We start from the raw sequence: 17,416 nt of genomic DNA, 5'->3' as shown, positions 1-17,416 counted from the left end.
CCGTCATTCGACGATGAAGACCGGAATCTGTCGGGTGGTCTTGGTCTGGTATTCGGCATACGGCGGATAGGCCTCCACGGCCAGCTTCCACCAGTGCTCGCGCTCGTCACCGGAAAGTTCACGGGCGGTCAGCGACGCGGTCTTGTCGCCGTCCTGCACCGTCACGGCCGGGTTGGTCTTGACGTTGAAGTACCAGGACGGGTGTGCTGGATCGCCGCCCTTGGACGCCACCATCGCGTAGCGGCCGTTCTCCTCCACGCGCATCAGCGGTACGTATCGCTTCTTCCCTGATTTGGCGCCCGTTGTCGTGAACAACACGATGGGGCGGTCCAGCACCTCGACGCCGTCGGTGGTGCCTTGTTCCAGGATGCGTTGGGTCTGGTCGCGTACCCAGTCGGTCGGGCTCAGTTCGGCATGTTCAGTCACGCAAGCGGGAACACCGGGCGCCGCGCCGCTATTCCGCGGATCAGGTCAGGCATGGCGCGACGGGCTGGGGGCTTGGTCCAGCATGTTGACCCCGAACCAGCGCGGCATCCGTGGCGAACAGCGCCAGAGCACCGACGGCCAGTCCGGCGCCGATCCACGGCACTACCGGGTAACCGATCCCGGCCGTCAAGGCCATCCCGGCCAGCCACGGGCCGAAGGCGATCCCGACGTTGAACGCGGAGGTGGTTCCGGCCGCAGTCAGCGTCGGCGCGGACGCGCCCAGGGCGAAGACCCGCGAATTGAGCGCTGGGTTGGTGCCGAATCCGGTCAGTCCGAGCAGCACGCTCAGCGCGCTGACCAGCAATGCATGGTGGCTGACGATCGCGATCGCGACCAGAACGACGCACAATGCGCTGAATCCGACGAGTAGCACCCCGCGCGGCCAGCGATCGGCCGCGTAGCCGCCCACAGCCATCCCCGCCAACGCCCCGACTCCGTAGCCGAACAGGACCAGCGGCACCCATTCGGACCTCAGGCCGCTGGTTGTGATCAGCATGGCGCCGAGATAGGTGAAGGTACCGAGCAATGCCGCGGTACCGACCGCGGTCATGGCGTAGGACAACCACAGCCGGGGCACGGCGAGTCCACGCAACTCGTCGGCTATCCGCGGTGCGGCGTCAGGGCGTGCCGTCGGGACTGCCGCGAGGACTGCGCCCGCAGCCAGGGTGGACAGGGCTGCGACGGCCCAGAACGCGCCGCGCCAGCCCAGATTCTGGCCGATCCAGGTGCCTGCGGGCAGCCCGATGACCGTGGCCACGGTCAGTCCGCCGGCAACGACACTCATCGCGCGGCCGCGCCGGTCGGGGGTGACCAGTGACATCGCGGTGCCCGCGCCGACGGCCCAGAAGCCGGCGTAGACGAATGCCGCGATGAATCTCACCGCCACCAGCACCGGGTAGGAATCGGTGAGGGCACCGGCAACGTGCGCCAGGACGAAGATCGCCAGAAATATCAACATCGCCCGCCGGCGCGGCCATCGCAATGTCGTAATCGCGAGGATGGGGGCGCCGACCAGCATGCCGAGCGCGAACACCGACACCAGCAGGCCGGCTTGGGGAACCGTCACATCGAGATCGGCCGACAATTCGGGGAGTAGGCCGGCCAACATGAGTTCGCTTGTGCCCTGGGCGAATATTGCAACGCCGATGATCCAGATCGCAACCGGCATCAGAGCATCGACCCTCCGCTGGCGTCGATCCACTGGCCGGTCACCCACCGGGCATCCTCGGAAGCCAGGAACGCGACGATGTCGGCCACATCGGCGGGTTGGGCGACGCGGTTGAGCGGCGACTGTGCGGCCACGGCCGCGCGGCCCTCCTCGGAGGCCAGCCGGGCCGCGTTCATGTCGGTGTCGGTGCTTCCCGGTCCGACCGCGTTCACTGTGATGCCCCGCGCAGCAACGTGTTTGGCCAGGGTCGCGGTGAACGAATCGAGGGCGGCCTTCGACATCGCATAGGCGAGCAGCTCTGGTATCCGAGAGCCGTGGGTGAACCGCGTCGAGATGTTGACGATCCGGCCGTTGTCGCGAATCCGTGACAACCCCTGTTGGGTGATGAAGACCGGCGCGCGGGTGTTCACTGCGAAGATCTCGTCATAGGTCGATTCATCGAGGTCGTCGAAAGCGATTCTGCCGCCGAGTATCCCGGCGTTGTTGACAAGGATGTCGGGGCCGTCGGCGTGGCCGTCGAACGCCTCCCAGAGTTGTGATGCGTCGCCGGTGCCGCCGAGTGTCGCCGGTATCGCGAAGGCCTCGCCGCCGGCCTCGGCGATCTGCCGCACGGTCTGGTGGGCGGCGTCCGCTCGGTTGCCGTAGTGCACGCCGACACGGGCGCCGTCGGAAGCCAGGCGAAGGGCGATGGCCCGGCCGATTCCCCGGCTGGCGCCGGTCACCAGGGCGGTCTTGCCGATCAGTGATGGCACGTTGCCAACCTTTCTATAGCGGGCGATACAAAAATGGACGCTAGCACATTAACTAGCGGTCGCTATAGAATGGCTGGGTGACCTCGGTACGTGGACGGCCCCGCTCATTCGACCGTGACGCGGCGCTGGACAAGGCGATCCTGCTGTTCTGGGAGCGTGGTTACGAGGCGACCTCCACGCGCGATCTCAGCAGTGCGTTGGGTATCGGAATCCCGAGCATCTACGCCGCTTTCGGGGATAAGCAGTGCCTCTTCGCCGAAGCGGTGCAGGTCTATGACGAGCGGTACGGCGGGTTCATCAATGCCGCGCTGAGCGAAGAACCCACCGCCCGCGAGGCCTTTGTCCGGATTCTGCGCGAAGCTCCCGCCCGATATACCAGGCGTGGGCTACCCCACGGATGTCTCATCGTCAGCGGCGACGACGGCACCGTCGACCCGAAGGTGCGAGCAGCCCTGCAACGCATTCGCCGGCACAAAACAGGTGAGCTCGCCGACAAGGTCGGCGCGGATATCGCAACCGGGGACGTCCCGGCCGATACTGATGCGCAGGCGCTCGCCCAGTACGTGATGTCCACGCTGAGCGGCATCGCCCAAGCCGCCCGGGACCGCGTTCCGCGGGCGACCCTCGACCGGGTCGCCGCGATCGCGGTCCGGGCTTTGCGGTGAGTTCGGTTACCTGAGTTTCAGCACCACTTTGCCCTTGGCGCTGCGGTTCTCCAGTGACGCGATGGCTCGCGCGGCCTGCTCCAGTGGGTACACCTCGGGCTGGGGTGCGGGCACCGCGCCCGAGGCCAGCAGCGGCTGCAGCTCGGCCCACTGCTCCTGCAGGTATCCGGGATGGGAGAACGTCCAGGCGCCCCAGCCGGCGCCGATCACGTCGACATTGTTGAGCAGCAACCGGTTGACCTTGACCGTGGGGATCTCGCCGCCGGTGAACCCGACCACCAGCAGCCGTCCGCCCACCGCCAGCGAACGCAGTGAGTCGGTGAAGCGGTCACCGCCGACCGGGTCGAGGACGATGTCCACGCCGCGGCCATCGGTGAGTTCTTTGACCGCGTCCCGGAACCCGTCGGCCAGCACCACATCCGATGCGCCCGCGGCCCTGGCGATCCCGGCCTTCTCCTCGGTGGACACCACCGCGATGGTGCGCGCGGCGCCCAGCGCCGGGGCGAGTCGCAGCGCGGAGGTGCCGATGCCGCCCGCCGCGCCGTGCACCAGGACGCTCTCGCCCTTGGCCAGCCGGCCGCGGGTGCGCAACGCGAACTGCACCGTCAGGTCGTTGAACAGGATGCCGGCGCCGGCCTCGAACGAAACGGAGTCCGGCAGCGCGAACACCCGCTCGGCGGGCAGCGCCACGACTTCGGCCATGCCGCCGGACAACATGGTCAGCCCCAGCACGCGGTCACCGGCGCGGACATGGGCACCGGCCGGGGCACTGCGGACGACGCCAGCGACCTCGGCGCCCGGCGTGAACGGCAGATCCGGCTTGTACTGGTAGAGCCCGCGGGTGAGCAGGGCGTCCGGAAACGCGACCCCGGCCGCGTGGACGTCGATCACCACGGCGTCGCCGGCGTTGCCGTTCGGTTCCTCCACCTCGGCCACCTGCACCGCGTCGGGACCGTCGAGCCGGGTGATCTGTGCTGCACGCATCGGTGTCTCCTTCTGGTGGGGTCGCCAGCCAATTGTGACAGGTGTCAAGTCGGTGGCTAGCATCACCGGATGCTCAACGCCCGCGCCGCGGTGGTGTTCGACGCCGGAGCCGATCCACGGCTTACCGACGTGCAGATCCGGGAACCGGTCGGCGACGAAGTGCTGGTCCGCATCGAGGCGGTGGGCATCTGCCACACCGATGTGAGCGTGGCCGCGCGCTTCCGTAAGTTGCCGATGGTGTTCGGCCATGAAGGCGCGGGCACCGTCGTCCAGGCCGGGCCGGCTGCCGCTCCCGAGGTCGGCGACCAGGTTGTTCTCACGTTCGCCAGCTGTGGCACATGCCGTAACTGCCAGTCCGACGCTCCGGCGTACTGCGAGCATTCGACCGACCTCAACATGCGCGGTGGTCGTCGCGACGGCTCCGGTGCACTGCACTGCGACGGTGCGGCCATCGGGGGCGGATTCTTCGGCCAGTCCAGCTTCTGCACCTACGCGATCGCCGGCAGCCGCAATGCGGTGGTGCTTCCCGAGCCGATCGACCCGGCGCTGGCCGCTCCGCTGGGCTGCAGCGTGCAAACCGGTGTGGGTGCTGTGCTCAATGTGCTTGCGCCGCAACCCACGGATGCACTCGTGGTGTTCGGTGCCGGCGCCGTCGGGCTCTCGGCGGTCATGGGGGCCCGCATCGCGGGGTGCCGGACCATCGTCGCCGTCGACCCGATCGCGCAGCGGCGCACGCTGGCAGGTGAATTGGGTGCCACCACGACGATCGACCCGATCGCGTCCGACGCCGCTGCGGTCATCCTCGAGCTGACCGGGGGAGTGACCGCCGCGGTCGACACCACCGCGCGGCCCGATGTCCTCGCCGCGGCGGTCGGGGTGCTGCGTGAACGCGGCACCCTGGCGCTGCTGGGCCTCGGCGCGATGACCGCCGACCTGCCCGTCGCGGCCATCATGGGCAAGGGCCTGACCGTGCGCGGTGTGGTGGAGGGGGACAGCGAACCTCAGACCTTCATCCCGCGCCTCGTCGATCTGCACCGCCGTGGCGAACTTCCGCTCGACAAGTTCGTGAGCCGGTACCCGTTCGACGACTTCGACCGGGCCTGGGCCGCCGCCAAGGCCGCTGACGTGGTCAAACCCGTGCTGATCACCAGCGCGGCAAGCTCATGAATCCCCAGTTCCACCCGGCAACGGCGCCTATGATCGGAGCAGCATGACCCTTCCTCAGCTACCGCCGGGACGCAACGTCGAGGTTCGCGCCATCGACGGAGTGCGGCTGCATGCCGAGGTGTTCGGGCCCGAGGACGGCTACCCGATCGTGCTGGCCCACGGCATCACCTGTGCCATCGGGGTCTGGGCCCACCAGATCGCCGATCTGGCCACCGACTACCGCGTCATCGCCTACGACCATCGCGGGCACGGCCGCAGTGAGACTCCGCACGGGCGGCGCCGGTACAGCCTCAATCACCTCGCGGCCGACCTCGACGCAATCCTTGCCGCGACGCTGAAGCCCGGCGAAAGGGCCGTCATCGCCGGACATTCCATGGGCGGCATCGCGATCACCTCGTGGTCGCAGCGCTATCCGGCCCAGGTGGCCGCCCGCGCCGACGCTGTCGCGCTGATCAACACCACCACCGGGGATCTGGTGCGCGACGTGAAACTGCTGCGGGTACCGGCGCCGCTGGCGTCGACGCGCATCCTGGCGGCCAGTACTGCGATAAGGACGTTCGGCGGGGCGTGGGTGCCCCGGATCACCGAACGCCCCAACAAGCATTTCGTCGCTCACCTCGCGGTGGGTCACGACGCGGAGCCGTGGGTGGCGGAGTTCGTCTATCGGCTGTTCGCCGATACCCCGGCCGCCGGGCGCGGCGGTTGGTCCAGGGCGCTGGTCAACAGTCTTGGACCGCAACATATCTCGCTGCAGAACCTGACGGTGCCCACGCTGGTGATCGGTAGCGTCAAAGACCGCTTGCTGCCCATCAATGCCGCCCGCCGCATCGCTTCTGATGCCCCGAACCTGAGCGCCTTCGTCGAGATGCCCGGCGGGCACTGCGCGATTCTGGAATGCCCGTCACAGGTGAACGCCCAATTGCGCGCCCTGGCCGCATCGGTGGCCTCGCCCCGGGCGGTCAATCAGTAAGCCGGCCCGCGACTTCGGCGGCCGCGCGCTGCCCGGACCGGACCGCCCCGTCGAGGAATCCGGTCCACTCGTCGGCGGTTTCGGTGCCGGCCCAGTGGATGGAGTCCACCGGTTCGCGCAGCCACCGGCCGTACTGGGTCCACGAGCCCGGCGGCACCGCCGCTGTCGGGCCGCCAGGCGCGAATTGTTCTGTGCTCCAACAGTGGTCGATGTAGTCGATCGGCTGCAGCGCCGCCTCGCCGAACAGGGTGGCGAACCCGGACAGGGCCTGCTCGCGCCGTTGATCCGGAGGCAGCCGGTCGAACGTGCGGGCATCGGTGAACCCCAGCAGGATGCCGGGACCACCATCGCCCGGGCTGACGTCGAAGGTGATGAACACCGGCCCCTCGTCAGACAGTGCCTCGCCCGAACAGCCGTTGGCGCGCCAGAACGGTCGGTCATAGGCGGCGTAGGCCTTGCTGAGGTTGCCCTGCGGCCAGTTGTCGGCCAGCTCGGTGTAGGGCTTGGGGAGTGGCGGGTTGAACTCGATACCGGCCCGGTGCTGCGGCGGGATCGCCACGATCACCGCACGTGCGTGTACTTCGCCGGCCGGGCAGCTCACCGCCACAGTGCCTTCGGGGCGACGCTCGATGCTGCCGACGGGAGCGTTGAGCACCACCCGATCTCCGAGTTCGTCGGCCATCTTGCACGCGATCTGCTGGGTACCGCCGGGAAACCGGTCCTGCTGGGCACCGTCGCGGACGTCGAGCATGCGGTCCAGCCCGCCGGCGGCCTTGACGTAGCGGGCGGCGTGCAGCATCGACACCTCGTCGGGTTCGGCACCCCAGGTGACCCGGGACATGATCGCCATGAGGTTGAGTGTCGAGGCGTTGGCACCCGCCGAGCGCAGCCACTGCTCCAGGGTGAGCTCGTCGAGTTTCTGGGCGTTCGGACTCGTCCACGGCTCGTTGATCCGGATCGCCCGGCAGATCCGTTCGAAGCGCCACTGGATCCGCGAGACATCGAACAGTTCCATCATCGACAGCCGCGGGATGGTGCTCCGGTACGACCGCACCCGTCCGTGCCACCGGATCAGGTTCTTGCCGCGGTCATAGGTGGGCACCGTGCGGCAACCGAGTTCGTCGGCCAGCGCCAGCACCGCATCCTGGGTGGGTCCGACGAACGTCCCGCCCAGGTCGACCGGCACCTCGGCGATCGTGGCGGTCGACGAGCGTCCTCCGACGCGGTCGCGCCCCTCCAACACCACGACCTGGTGTCCGAGTCGGACCAGGGCGCGGGCGGCGGACAGGCCGGCGAATCCGGCGCCAACCACGACGACGTCGGTGCTCGTTGGGATGCTCACCTGTCTAGGCTCTCACGCGTGAAGGTCATGACAGCGTTGTTCGGGCCGCAAGACGCGATCGATCGGGCCGCGGCCCTGCGCGAGGCCGGTGCCAGTGGGGTGTTCACCTTCGAGGGACCCCACGATGTGTTCGCTCCCTTGACGCTGGCCGCCACCGTCGGGGGTCTCGACCTGATGACCAATGTGGCAATTGCCTTTCCTCGCAACCCGATTCACCTGGCACACCAGGCGATCGACCACCAGATCCTCTCCGGTGGCCGATTCACCCTCGGGCTCGGCACCCAGATCCGCGCCCAGATCGAGAAGCGGTTCGGCGCGGAGTTCGACCGCCCGGTGGCCCGGATGTCGGAGTTCGTCGCGGCGTTGCGGGCGATCTTCGCTGCGTGGGAGACCGGCGAGCGACTCGATTTTCGGGGCGAGTACTACCGGCACACGCTGATGACGCCGACGTTCACGCCACGGGACAACCCGTACGGTCCGCCGCCGATCTATGTCGGCGCGCTGGGCCCGCGGCTGACCCGGGCCACCGCGCAGTTCGCCGACGGGTTGTTGGTCATGCCGTTCGGGTCGAAGCGGTTCCTGCAGGAGGCCACGCTGCCTGCGGTGCGTGACGGGCTGGCCGCCGCCGGCCGTGACGCGGGCGAGTTGGCCATCGTCCCGGAGATCATCGTGTCGGCCGGGGACGATCACGACGCGGCACGACGACTGCTCGCCTTCTACGGCTCCACCCCGGCCTACCGGCCGGTACTGGAGGTACACGGCTGGGGTGATTTGCAGCCCGAGCTCAATGTGCTGTCCAAACAGGGCCGCTGGCAGGAGATGGGTTCGCTGATCGACGACGAGGTGCTGCACACGATCGCGGCCTGCGGTACCCCCGCGGAGATCGCCGCCCATATCCGGGACCGGGTGGGCGGGGTGTCCGACCGGATCTGTCTGTACCAACCGGGTCCGATCGGGGTGGATGCGCTTGCCCAGATCGTTGACGCACTGCGCGACTGAGCACATAGGGTGGTGGTACTGAGCGGGACCAAAGGAGGTTCGCCATGGACGGCGCTCGTCGGGCTGCGGATCCGGACTACTCGGATGTGCTCATCATCGGGGCTGGGATCTCGGGGCTGGGCGCGGCTTACCGCGTGCATGAGAAGAGCCCCGGGCTGACCTACACCGTCCTGGAACGTCGGGAGCGGATCGGTGGTACCTGGGACCTGTTCCGCTACCCGGGAATCCGCTCGGACAGCGACATCTTCACACTGAGCTTCCCCTACCAACCGTGGACCAGGCCGGAGAACGTGGCCGACGGCGACGACATCCGCGACTATCTCACCGAGACCGCTCGGGTGCACGGCATCGACCGCCATATCCGGTTCAACACCCGTGTGCTGTCCGCGGATTGGGATTCGGCCACCGACACCTGGACCGTGCAGGCCGAACAGGACGGCCGGTCGAAGACCTACCGGTGCCGCTACCTGTTCTGCGGCACCGGCTACTACAACTACGACGAGCCCTATGCCCCGGAATTCCCCGGTATCGAGAGCTTCACCGGCGACGTCGTGCACCCGCAGTTCTGGCCCGAGTCGCTGGACTACACAGGCAAGCGCGTCGTGGTGATCGGCAGCGGCGCCACGGCGATCAGCCTGGTGCCTGCACTGGCCCGAACCGCCGGGCATGTCACGATGCTGCAGCGTTCGCCGACCTACATGATGTCGATGGCGCGTATCGATCCGATGGTGCAGGCCATCCGGAAGTTCTTGCCGCGCAGGGTGTCTCACCAGGTAGTGCGGGCCCGCAATGCGACGATCCAGTTCCTGACGTACACCTTCTTCCGGAAAGCGCCCAAGGCGGGCCGATGGCTGGTCCGCAACCGCGCGGTCGCGGCCCTGCCCGAGGGCTATCCCGTCGACGTGCATTTCAAACCCCGGTACAACCCGTGGGACCAGCGCATGTGCCTGGTGCTCGACCGCGACATCTTCAACGAGATCAGCAGCGGCCGGGTTGATGTGGTCACCGATCACATCGACCACATCGATGCCACGGGCATCGTGCTGGAATCCGGTGCCCGGGTCGATGCCGACGTGATCGTCACTGCGACCGGTCTGCAACTGCAGGCGCTCGGCGGGATCAGGCTGGCGGTCGACGGCCAGGAGGTCAAGCCGACCGAGCGGTTCGTCTACAAGGAGTACCTGCTGGAGGATGTCCCGAACCTGGCCTGGTGCATCGGCTACACCAACGCTTCGTGGACGCTGCGGGCGGACATGACCGCGCGGGCATTCGCAAACCTGGTGTCCTACATGGGTGCTCATGGCTACACCCATGCGTATCCGCACAAGGGTGCGGCGCCGATGCCGGAGAAGCGGACGTGGGACCTGGAGGCCAGCTACATCCAGCGTTCCGAGCATGCGCTGCCGCGTTCAGGCACGCGGCGGCCATGGCACGTGCGGCACAACTATGTGTTGGATGCCATCGACCACCGCTTCGACCGCATCGAAGAGTCGATGGTCTTCGGCAGGGCGCCGGTCGCCGCCGAGCCCGTCGCTTGAGCATCCGCACGCTCGTCACTGTGTGCGGATACGCAATCCTGTGGTCAGCAGCTGTGTGGCCGAAAGCCCGAACGTGCTCTTGAAGGAGTCCGCCAGGTGTGACGGGCTGGCGAACCCGGAATCGGCCGCCGCTGTCGTCAGATTCTGCCCGGCCGCCACGGCGGTACCTGCTGACACGAGCCTGCTCCACATCCGGTAACGACGCAGGCTGGTCCCGGCTTCGCGGCGGAACAGATGCAGGAACCGGGATTCGGAGAGCCCTGCGGTGGCCGCGAGCTCACGCGCCGATACCGCCTCCGCCGGGTTTTCACGAATCTGCTTGGCCACCAGTTCGATTCGAGGATCGATCCGATGCGGTGTGTCCGGGGCGGCCAGGTCCAGCCAGCGGCGGGCGGCCCCGTCGTCGTCCGGCGTCATCGTCAGCGCGGGCTCGGCGGCGTGGCCGATGCCGATGTTGTCCCGGAATTCGGTGAACTGCTGTCGGCACGCCGCGCTGCGCTGCGAACTGGGATCGAGATAGCACGACACCATCGCTCCCGGCATCGACAGGTGGTGGGTCAGTCGCGGTGGAATCAACACACTGCCTGCGACGATCGCGTTTCCGGACACCGTGACAGTCAGCGGTCCGTCGACGCCGACGGCCAGGCACCACACCGATCCGGAGTGCGGTTGCAGCCCCAGGCCGGGCCCGGAGTAGAGCGCTTGTCCCGGCCACAGCCACACCGTCGGGTAGCAGGTTTGTGGAAGCGGTGGCACGGGTTCAGTCTGCATGCTGAACGGGCAACGTGAACAGGAGGCTACCGTGGCTGTTGCTGTCATCGCCGTCGTCGGCGTGTTCTTCGCCGGCATGGGTCTGTACGCGCTGGCGGCTCCCGCCGCGATTCTGCGCCCGTTCGGGTTCCACATTGAGACCGCGGCAACCCGTGCCGAAGTGCGGGCCGTATACGGCGGATTCGGGTTGGCGATCGCGGGTGTGCTGGGCTATGCGGCCGCGACACCGGGGGAGGTGCGCACCGGAATCCTCATCGCGGTGGGTGCGGCGCTTGCTGGGATGGCGTTCGGCCGCATCGTGTCCGGGGTGCTGGGGGACCGAACGGCCTTCTACCCCAACTGGTTCTATTGTCTGGTCGAGGCGATCGGCGCGGGCGCGCTGTTCTGGGCCGCCTGATTTCTCCGGCGAGCAGACGCAAACCTGCCCATTTTCAGTAGAAAACGGGCAGTTTTGCGTCTGCTCGCGCAGAGGAAGTGACTAGGGGGCGACGGTGAGCCAGTCGGCGAAGCCGGACGGGTCGTGCCGGCCGAGTGCGCCGTGTTCGAACAGACCCCAGCCTTCCACCGGCTCACCATTGCCCTCGGTGCACAGGGCCCGTCCGACGTGGTCGATCACGCCGAACGCGGTCCGGCCGACCACTGCCGGGTCGGTCATGTCGTAGGTGCGCCGTTCGGTGAACTTCTCGCCCTTCCACACGCCGTGGATCCAGTCGGTGTCGCCGCCGTAGCCGCCGCCAACGTGAATCGGCACGGGCAGTTTCGATTCCACGTCGAACCGGACGGGGGTGCCGTCGAGCGCGGTGGCCTCGATGGTGGCACCGGTCGGGATGCGGGTGCCGGAGCGGTAGTGGATCTTGATGCGCGGCCAGCCGAGCTGCTCGACGCGGCCGTCTTTCCAGACCCGCGTGCAGTCGTTGAGCGAACGGAACCCGTTGGGCTCCTCCTGGATGATGAGGACGATCGCGAAGTCGTCGAAGGCCATCGGCACATACAGCCACCACATGCCTTCGAACGGCGGGTCGGCCGGACGTCCGGCGGGCTCGGCCTCACCGATGGGCCGGATACCCCAGGACCGGTCGCGCGAGCCGATCCAGGTGTCCGGGTCGACGTCGATGCGCTGGCCGTCGATCTCCAGATAGCCACTCCAGGAACCCAGCTGGGCGAACCGCTGGGCGTCGAGGGTGACCCGGTTGCCCTGACGCATCAGGTGGGGCTGTTCCTGGACGACGTCGAACAGCCCGTTCCACGTGAGATCTGCTGCGATGCCCTCGGTTTCGTCGAGAACGATTCGCACCTTGTGCAGTGGTTCGGGGACCTCGACCCGGTAGGCGCCGACGTGCTGGTTGAGCCGGTCCTGATCGATCGCGTCGGAAAGGTGCACAGCGGTCTGCTCGTCACCGCGACGTACCAGGAAGTATGCGTCCTTCACCCCGAGGTTGGGGTAGTAGCCGAGGCCGGTGATGACGAAGATATCGCCGGTGCGGTCGTGGGCGTTGAAATACGAACGGTCGTAGAAGTTCCGGTCCGAAGAGCCGGGCCAGGCGATCGGCTGGGGGATTTGGTGGACCGGGAATTCGTCCATCGGGCCGAGCATCAGGAGTTCTCCTCAAGCAGTCGTCTCAGCAGAGATACGTGGTAGAAGACCGACTCCACGTCGTCGGGTTTTTCCATCTCGCCGAACCGTACGCGCCGGGCAGACGTGCGCATGAACACGCAGCAATAGACCACTCCGGAGTACACGTAGAACCACGTCAGGTCGCCCAGTGTGGCGCCGGTCAGCTCCGCGTAGGTGGCGCGCACGTCCTCCTCGCGCAGCACGTCCGGCAGGCCCGGGAGGCCGGCGATGCGGGCAATCTCCTCGAAGACCATGTGTGCGTAGATGATCCAGGAAACGTCGAGCTCGCGCGGCCCGATGGTGGCCATCTCCCAGTCGAGTACGGCAGACGGGCGGAAGTCGTCATAGAGCACGTTGCCGATGCGGGAGTCACCCCAGATCAGAACAGACTCCGATGCCGCCACATCCTCGGGAAAGTTGTCCTCGAGCCATTGCAGTGCCCGCTCGACCAGCGGTGACCGGCCGATATCGGGGACCGCGAACTCATACCAGTCCTTCAGCCAACCGAAGCGCCGACGCAGCGGGGTGTCGCCGGGAGGATCGATCTCGGACAGGAAACCGAACCGCTCTGCGGCGTCGGGGATCGCGTGCAGCTTCGCCAGCACCTCGACGGTGCTGTCCTGCAGCTCGCGCTGGCGTTCGAGGGGGGCATCGGCGAACCAGTTGCCGCCGAAGGTGTAGGGCATGACATCCGGCGGCACCTGGCCGTCGACCTGGTCCATCAGGAAGAACGGAGTGCCCAGCACCTCGCCGGTGGTGTCTATCCAGCGCACGTTGGGGACCGGTACCTCGGTGAGTTCGCCGACCTGACGCATCACCTCGAACTGGTGATCAAGCCGGTAGGACGAGAACACCGGGACATCGTCGGCGGTGGGGGCGACGCGAGCCACCCACTTCTGCTCCTTCGGCTCGCCATTCTCTTCCCAGCGACCGGTCAGCATGATCGTCTCCGAGGACATGCCGTTGGAGTCGACTCCGCTTTCCACGGTGATCTCGGGGGCGATGCCGCCCGGCATCAGGGTGGACAGCCATTTCGACAGCACCGATGGCAGGGTGGTGACGTCACGGCTGGAGCGTTGCAGGTGGTCGACGTTCTCCACAGGAGCGTCCACGGCCTCGTTTGCCATTCAACTGTTCCTTACGGCCACAATTACGATACTGTTAGTAGCGTTATGAAAGCAGAGCCATCACCGGTTGGCAAGAGCGCCGGAGCGGGACGTCCTCGCGACCCGCGCATCGACGCTGCCATATTGCAGGCGACCGCGGACCTGCTTGTCGAAATCGGATACGCGAACCTGACCATGGCGGCGGTCGCCGAGCGGGCGCAGACCACGAAAACCGCGCTGTACCGCCGGTGGTCGAGCAAAGCGGAGTTGGTGCACGAGGCCGTGTTCCCTGCCGCCGCGAGCGCGTTGACGGCGCCGGCGGGTGACATCGCCGCAGATATCCGGGCGATGATCGGTGCGGCCCGCGACGTGTTCACCAGTCCGGTGATGCGTGCGGCGCTGCCCGGGCTGGTCGCCGATGTCGTAGCCGACACAGACCTGAACGCCCGGGTGATGCAGCGGTTCGCCGGGACCTTCGTCACCGTGCGCGCCCGGATCGTCGACGGCATCGTGCGCGGTGAGGTCCAGGCCGATGTGGACCCGGACCGTCTTGTGGAGCTCATCGGCGGGTCGACCATGCTGCGGATGCTGTTATGGCCCGACCGTGAACTCGACGACGAGTGGGTGGCGCAGACGGCGGCGATCCTGGTGCACGGGGCCACTGTCGGCAAGTAACGTCTGACGCTTTTGCGTCAGGCTGAGGGCGCAAACATCGCCACGGTTGGTTGACATCAACTGCTCTTCAGGTTCGACACTGGTGTGATGAACGCCAAGGATCAACAGGACATCAGAGCCGTCATGAGTGCTGCCACCGACCTGTGGGTGGCCCACGACATGGACGGCTGGGGTCGGTTGTTCACCGAGGATGCCGACTTCGTCGCGCACAGTGGCCTGTGGTGGACCTCGCGCGGCACCAATGTCGATGGGCACCGCGATGTGCCGGAAGCCGTTGTCCGACAAAAGCGCAACTACACCCAGCGGGTCGAGGCCATCGCCGAGATCGTGCCGGGTGTGGCGCTTGTACACACCCGTTGGGACTGGCCCGACCACGTGCGGCCGGGAGCAGGCGCCGAAGACCGCAGCGGCATCATCAGCTACGTCCTGGTCGAACACGACGGGCGCTGGTTGATCCGCTCCGCCCACAACACGCGGGTGAGCTAGCCATGGCGGTGCAACCTTTTCCCGCAGATTGGCGGACCGCGCTGGTGTTGGTGCCGCATCCGGATGACCCCGAGTACGGGGTCGGCGCGGCGGTCGCGATGTGGACCGCTGCGGGGAAGACCGTGCATTACGCGCTGGCTTCACGGGGCGAGGTCGGTATCGCCGGCATGCCACCCGAACAGGCAGGCCCGCTGCGGGAAGGGGAGCAGCGCCGGTCGGCCGCCATCGTCGGGGTTGACGATGTGGCGTTCTGGGACTTTCCGGACAGCAACATCCGCGACACCCCCGAGCTGCGGGCGAAGATCGCCGAGACCATCGTGGCGCTGCGTCCCGACGTGGTCATCACGCTGTACAGCGGGCCGAGCTGGGCCCCTGGCGCACCCAACCAACGTGATCACATCGAGTTCGCCCACGCGGTCGCCGCGGCTTACGACACGCTGGCCGATCCGCCCACTTGGCTCTTCGAGAACGGGCCGGATCCGACGCATTGCGAGGTGGTCGACGGCTACACCGAGGTGGCGGTGAATTCCCTTGCCGCCCATGAGGTCTACCTGTCGGTGCTCGACCCGGAGACGCCCGTCGTCGACCAGGCCCGTCAACAGGTGGAGAACTCGACACCCGCGCGGCCGGGCTTCGGTGCGCGAACCGTTGGCTTCATCCTCAAGCGGCATCGCTGAACCGGCCGGGCCTCGGCCTACCATCGCACTTGTGCGTGCAGTGGTGTATTCCGAGGTCGGCGTACTGCCGACGGTGGTCGAGGTAGCCGATCCCGAGTGTCCTGACGACGGAGTAGTCGTCGAGGTGGCGGCCACCGGCGTGTGCCGGTCTGACTGGCACGCCTGGCGGGGGCATGATCCGGTTGCCTTGCCGATCATCCCCGGGCACGAATTCGCCGGAACCATCGCGGCGGTCGGTGTGAACGTGTCGGGCTGGCAGGTGGGCGACCGGGTGACGGCCCCCTTCGTGCTGGGGTGCGGGCGGTGCGAGTTCTGTGTGGCCGGTGACGCTCAGGTGTGTCCTGACCAGGTACAGCCTGGCTTCACCTTGCCGGGATCGTTCGCGCAGCAGGTGGCGGTGCCACGGGCCCAGACGAATCTCGTCCGCCTGCCCGACGGGGTCTCGTTCGCCTCGGCTGCCTCGCTCGGGTGCCGGTTCGCGACGTCGTTCCGGGCCGTGGTCACCCATGGTGAGGTGCGGCGCGGCCAGTGGGTCGCGGTGTACGGCTGCGGCGGGGTCGGCCTCTCGGCGGTGATGATCGCGAAAGCGTTCGGCGCCAACGTCATCGCGGTTGACCTGAACCAGGACGCACTGGCCGCGGCCGGTCACCTCGGTGCCGATGAACTGGTCAACAGCAGCGAAAGCGCCGACATCGCAACCGAGGTCGTAGAACGTACCGGCGGTGGCGTGCACATCGGTGTTGACGCTCTTGGTCATCCGGTACTCGCGGCCGCCTCGGTGTCCTCGCTGCGCCGACGTGGTCGGCATATCCAGGTGGGGCTGCTGCTGGGGGACGCGGCACAGACCGCATTCCCGATGGACCTGGTGATCGCCCGGGAACTGGCGATTCTCGGATCGCACGGCATGCCCGCTGTCGACTATCCGGCGATGCTCGACCTCATCGCGTCCGGAGCGCTGCAGCCGGAGTTGTTGGTCACGCGGCGGGTGGGCCTGGACGGCGCGGGCGCGGCGATGGCCGCCATGGACGCACCCACGGGGCCGGGAATGACGATCATCGAGCCCGTGCCGGCCGGCTAGCCGTCAATCTGGCCCCGGTTCCGTTGGGCCACAGCACGATAACGGTCGCCCAGGCCGTCGAGGTCGCGCGTCTGCGCACCGGCGATGGCCTGCTCGGCGGCGAGGGCCGGACCGATGAGGGGATCGCTGCCGCGGGTGTAGATCTCCTTGAGCCCGGCCATGATCGGGCCCGGTACCTCCGCGATCTGACCGGCCACCTCCAGAGCGCGGTCCAACAGTCGTTGGTGTGCGACCACCTCGGTGACCAGGCCGAGGCGTTCGGCGCGGGCGGCGTCGACCACCTCGCCGGTCATCGACAGCCTGCGCGCCATTGCAGCGCCGACCACATGAGGCAGCCGTGCCGTCATCCCGCCGCCGGGCAGGATCCCGACCCGGGCGTGGGTGTCGGCGAACACCGCGCGTTCGGAGGCGATCAGGAAGTCGCAGCCCAGCGCCATCTCCAGCCCGCCGGTGAATGTCGCTCCGTTGATCGCCCCGATGATCGGGGTGTGCAGCTCGCCGGTCTTGGTGATGCAGTTGTGGGACTGGAACTTCGCGAAATACTCCATGCCGAGCGTCTGCGCCTCTTTGAGGTCGACGCCGGCACAGAACGCGGGGTCGGTCCCAGTGAGCACGATGGCACGCACGGTCTCGTCGGAATCGGCGTCGGCCAGAGCTGCGTACAGTTCCTCGATCAACTCACGGCCCAGGGCGTTCCGCGACTGCGGGCGATTGAGCGTGAGGACCCGGACGGCGCCGTGGTCAGCGGTGAGGACGGTCGTCATGGATCGAATGTAGCCGGTCGTATCGCGTACCGGAGAGAATGCTGTCCACTTACTCGTAACTTGCTGTGAGCGTGGTCGATTGGTCTTCGGAGCAACGCGGATATTCGAGTAGTCGAGTACGCAGGCGCGCCACCGTCGGCGAATGCAGTCTAGGGGTAGAGCTGCGGATCGAC

The 17,416-nt window shown here is 67.4% G+C and carries 19 protein-coding genes; 10 read left to right on the top strand and 9 right to left on the bottom strand.

The window, feature by feature from the left end; genetic code table 11:
* Positions 1 to 3: 3 nt before the first annotated feature.
* The 3 genes from ACWEFV_RS11030 to ACWEFV_RS11020 are packed head-to-tail and all read right to left on the bottom strand — an operon-like array spanning position 4 to position 2,406.
* Positions 4 to 426 (bottom strand): nitroreductase family deazaflavin-dependent oxidoreductase, encoded by a 423-nt coding sequence (locus ACWEFV_RS11030; RefSeq protein ID WP_135453329.1) that lies wholly within the window; start codon positions 424 to 426, stop codon positions 4 to 6.
* A 40-nt stretch (positions 427 to 466) separates the two neighbouring features.
* On the bottom strand, positions 467 to 1,654 hold the full coding sequence (locus ACWEFV_RS11025) for a Cmx/CmrA family chloramphenicol efflux MFS transporter (protein WP_450070214.1): 1,188 nt from the start codon (positions 1,652 to 1,654) through the stop codon (positions 467 to 469).
* Positions 1,654 to 2,406 (bottom strand): SDR family oxidoreductase, encoded by a 753-nt coding sequence (locus ACWEFV_RS11020; protein ID WP_450070213.1) that lies wholly within the window; start codon positions 2,404 to 2,406, stop codon positions 1,654 to 1,656. The genes ACWEFV_RS11025 and ACWEFV_RS11020 overlap by 1 nt, the downstream gene beginning before the upstream one ends.
* 77 nt (positions 2,407 to 2,483) lie before the next feature.
* Here ACWEFV_RS11020 and ACWEFV_RS11015 point away from each other — a divergent pair, with 77 nt between their 5' ends.
* Positions 2,484 to 3,071 carry a TetR/AcrR family transcriptional regulator gene (locus tag ACWEFV_RS11015; protein WP_450070212.1) on the top strand — a complete coding sequence of 196 codons (588 nt, stop codon included), beginning with the start codon at positions 2,484 to 2,486 and terminating at the stop codon, positions 3,069 to 3,071.
* Positions 3,072 to 3,077: 6 nt separating this feature from the next.
* Here ACWEFV_RS11015 and ACWEFV_RS11010 read toward each other — a convergent pair whose 3' ends face one another.
* Positions 3,078 to 4,055: an NADPH:quinone oxidoreductase family protein gene (locus ACWEFV_RS11010; RefSeq protein WP_450070211.1), complete on the bottom strand. Its 978-nt coding sequence runs from the start codon at positions 4,053 to 4,055 to the stop codon at positions 3,078 to 3,080.
* Between the two features lie 69 nt (positions 4,056 to 4,124).
* Here ACWEFV_RS11010 and ACWEFV_RS11005 point away from each other — a divergent pair, with 69 nt between their 5' ends.
* Entirely contained in the window at positions 4,125 to 5,222 is a 1,098-nt protein-coding gene (locus tag ACWEFV_RS11005; RefSeq protein WP_450070210.1) for an NAD(P)-dependent alcohol dehydrogenase, read from the top strand.
* Between the two features lie 43 nt (positions 5,223 to 5,265).
* Positions 5,266 to 6,192, top strand: a complete 927-nt coding sequence (locus tag ACWEFV_RS11000; RefSeq protein ID WP_450070209.1) for an alpha/beta fold hydrolase — start codon at positions 5,266 to 5,268, stop codon at positions 6,190 to 6,192.
* Here ACWEFV_RS11000 and ACWEFV_RS10995 read toward each other — a convergent pair.
* On the bottom strand, positions 6,182 to 7,534 hold the full coding sequence (locus tag ACWEFV_RS10995) for a flavin monoamine oxidase family protein (protein ID WP_135453336.1): 1,353 nt from the start codon (positions 7,532 to 7,534) through the stop codon (positions 6,182 to 6,184). The genes ACWEFV_RS11000 and ACWEFV_RS10995 overlap by 11 nt on opposite strands.
* A 27-nt stretch (positions 7,535 to 7,561) precedes the next feature.
* Between ACWEFV_RS10995 and ACWEFV_RS10990 the strand changes: the two genes are divergently transcribed.
* Together ACWEFV_RS10990 and ACWEFV_RS10985 are read left to right on the top strand one after the other, a co-directional pair.
* Complete coding sequence (locus tag ACWEFV_RS10990) at positions 7,562 to 8,533, top strand: TIGR03617 family F420-dependent LLM class oxidoreductase (protein WP_450070498.1); 972 nt, start codon at positions 7,562 to 7,564, stop codon at positions 8,531 to 8,533.
* Positions 8,534 to 8,577: 44 nt separating this feature from the next.
* Positions 8,578 to 10,071, top strand: a complete 1,494-nt coding sequence (locus ACWEFV_RS10985) for a flavin-containing monooxygenase (RefSeq protein ID WP_450070208.1) — start codon at positions 8,578 to 8,580, stop codon at positions 10,069 to 10,071.
* 15 nt (positions 10,072 to 10,086) lie between these two features.
* On the opposite strand, the gene ACWEFV_RS10980 is transcribed toward ACWEFV_RS10985, so the two are convergent.
* Complete coding sequence (locus tag ACWEFV_RS10980) at positions 10,087 to 10,842, bottom strand: helix-turn-helix domain-containing protein (RefSeq protein WP_450070207.1); 756 nt, start codon at positions 10,840 to 10,842, stop codon at positions 10,087 to 10,089.
* 31 nt (positions 10,843 to 10,873) lie between these two features.
* Between ACWEFV_RS10980 and ACWEFV_RS10975 the strand changes: the two genes are divergently transcribed.
* Complete coding sequence (locus tag ACWEFV_RS10975) at positions 10,874 to 11,239, top strand: DUF4345 domain-containing protein (protein ID WP_450070206.1); 366 nt, start codon at positions 10,874 to 10,876, stop codon at positions 11,237 to 11,239.
* An 81-nt stretch (positions 11,240 to 11,320) separates the two neighbouring features.
* On the opposite strand, the gene ACWEFV_RS10970 is transcribed toward ACWEFV_RS10975, so the two are convergent.
* Together ACWEFV_RS10970 and ACWEFV_RS10965 are read right to left on the bottom strand one after the other, a co-directional pair.
* Positions 11,321 to 12,436: a hypothetical protein gene (locus tag ACWEFV_RS10970; RefSeq protein WP_450070205.1), complete on the bottom strand. Its 1,116-nt coding sequence runs from the start codon at positions 12,434 to 12,436 to the stop codon at positions 11,321 to 11,323.
* Positions 12,436 to 13,584, bottom strand: a complete 1,149-nt coding sequence (locus ACWEFV_RS10965; RefSeq protein ID WP_450070204.1) for a phosphotransferase family protein — start codon at positions 13,582 to 13,584, stop codon at positions 12,436 to 12,438. Before ACWEFV_RS10965 ends, ACWEFV_RS10970 begins: the two co-directional genes overlap by 1 nt.
* A 45-nt stretch (positions 13,585 to 13,629) precedes the next feature.
* Between ACWEFV_RS10965 and ACWEFV_RS10960 the strand changes: the two genes are divergently transcribed.
* The 4 genes from ACWEFV_RS10960 (at position 13,630) to ACWEFV_RS10945 (ending at position 16,479) form a co-directional block, all read left to right on the top strand.
* Positions 13,630 to 14,238, top strand: a complete 609-nt coding sequence (locus ACWEFV_RS10960; protein WP_450070203.1) for a TetR/AcrR family transcriptional regulator — start codon at positions 13,630 to 13,632, stop codon at positions 14,236 to 14,238.
* Positions 14,239 to 14,325: 87 nt separating this feature from the next.
* On the top strand, positions 14,326 to 14,724 hold the full coding sequence (locus ACWEFV_RS10955) for an SgcJ/EcaC family oxidoreductase (protein WP_450070202.1): 399 nt from the start codon (positions 14,326 to 14,328) through the stop codon (positions 14,722 to 14,724).
* A 2-nt stretch (positions 14,725 to 14,726) separates the two neighbouring features.
* Positions 14,727 to 15,401 (top strand): PIG-L deacetylase family protein, encoded by a 675-nt coding sequence (locus tag ACWEFV_RS10950; protein WP_450070201.1) that lies wholly within the window; start codon positions 14,727 to 14,729, stop codon positions 15,399 to 15,401.
* 31 nt (positions 15,402 to 15,432) lie between these two features.
* Complete coding sequence (locus ACWEFV_RS10945; protein ID WP_450070200.1) at positions 15,433 to 16,479, top strand: zinc-dependent alcohol dehydrogenase family protein; 1,047 nt, start codon at positions 15,433 to 15,435, stop codon at positions 16,477 to 16,479.
* Here ACWEFV_RS10945 and ACWEFV_RS10940 read toward each other — a convergent pair.
* Complete coding sequence (locus tag ACWEFV_RS10940; RefSeq protein WP_450070199.1) at positions 16,476 to 17,243, bottom strand: enoyl-CoA hydratase; 768 nt, start codon at positions 17,241 to 17,243, stop codon at positions 16,476 to 16,478. The genes ACWEFV_RS10945 and ACWEFV_RS10940 overlap by 4 nt on opposite strands.
* Positions 17,244 to 17,416 lie beyond the last annotated feature (173 nt).

The sequence above is a fragment of the Mycobacterium sp. NPDC004974 genome (assembly GCF_053600815.1).
Note: the sequence above shows the minus strand (reverse complement) of the source record. Positions and strands in the feature narration are given on the sequence as shown.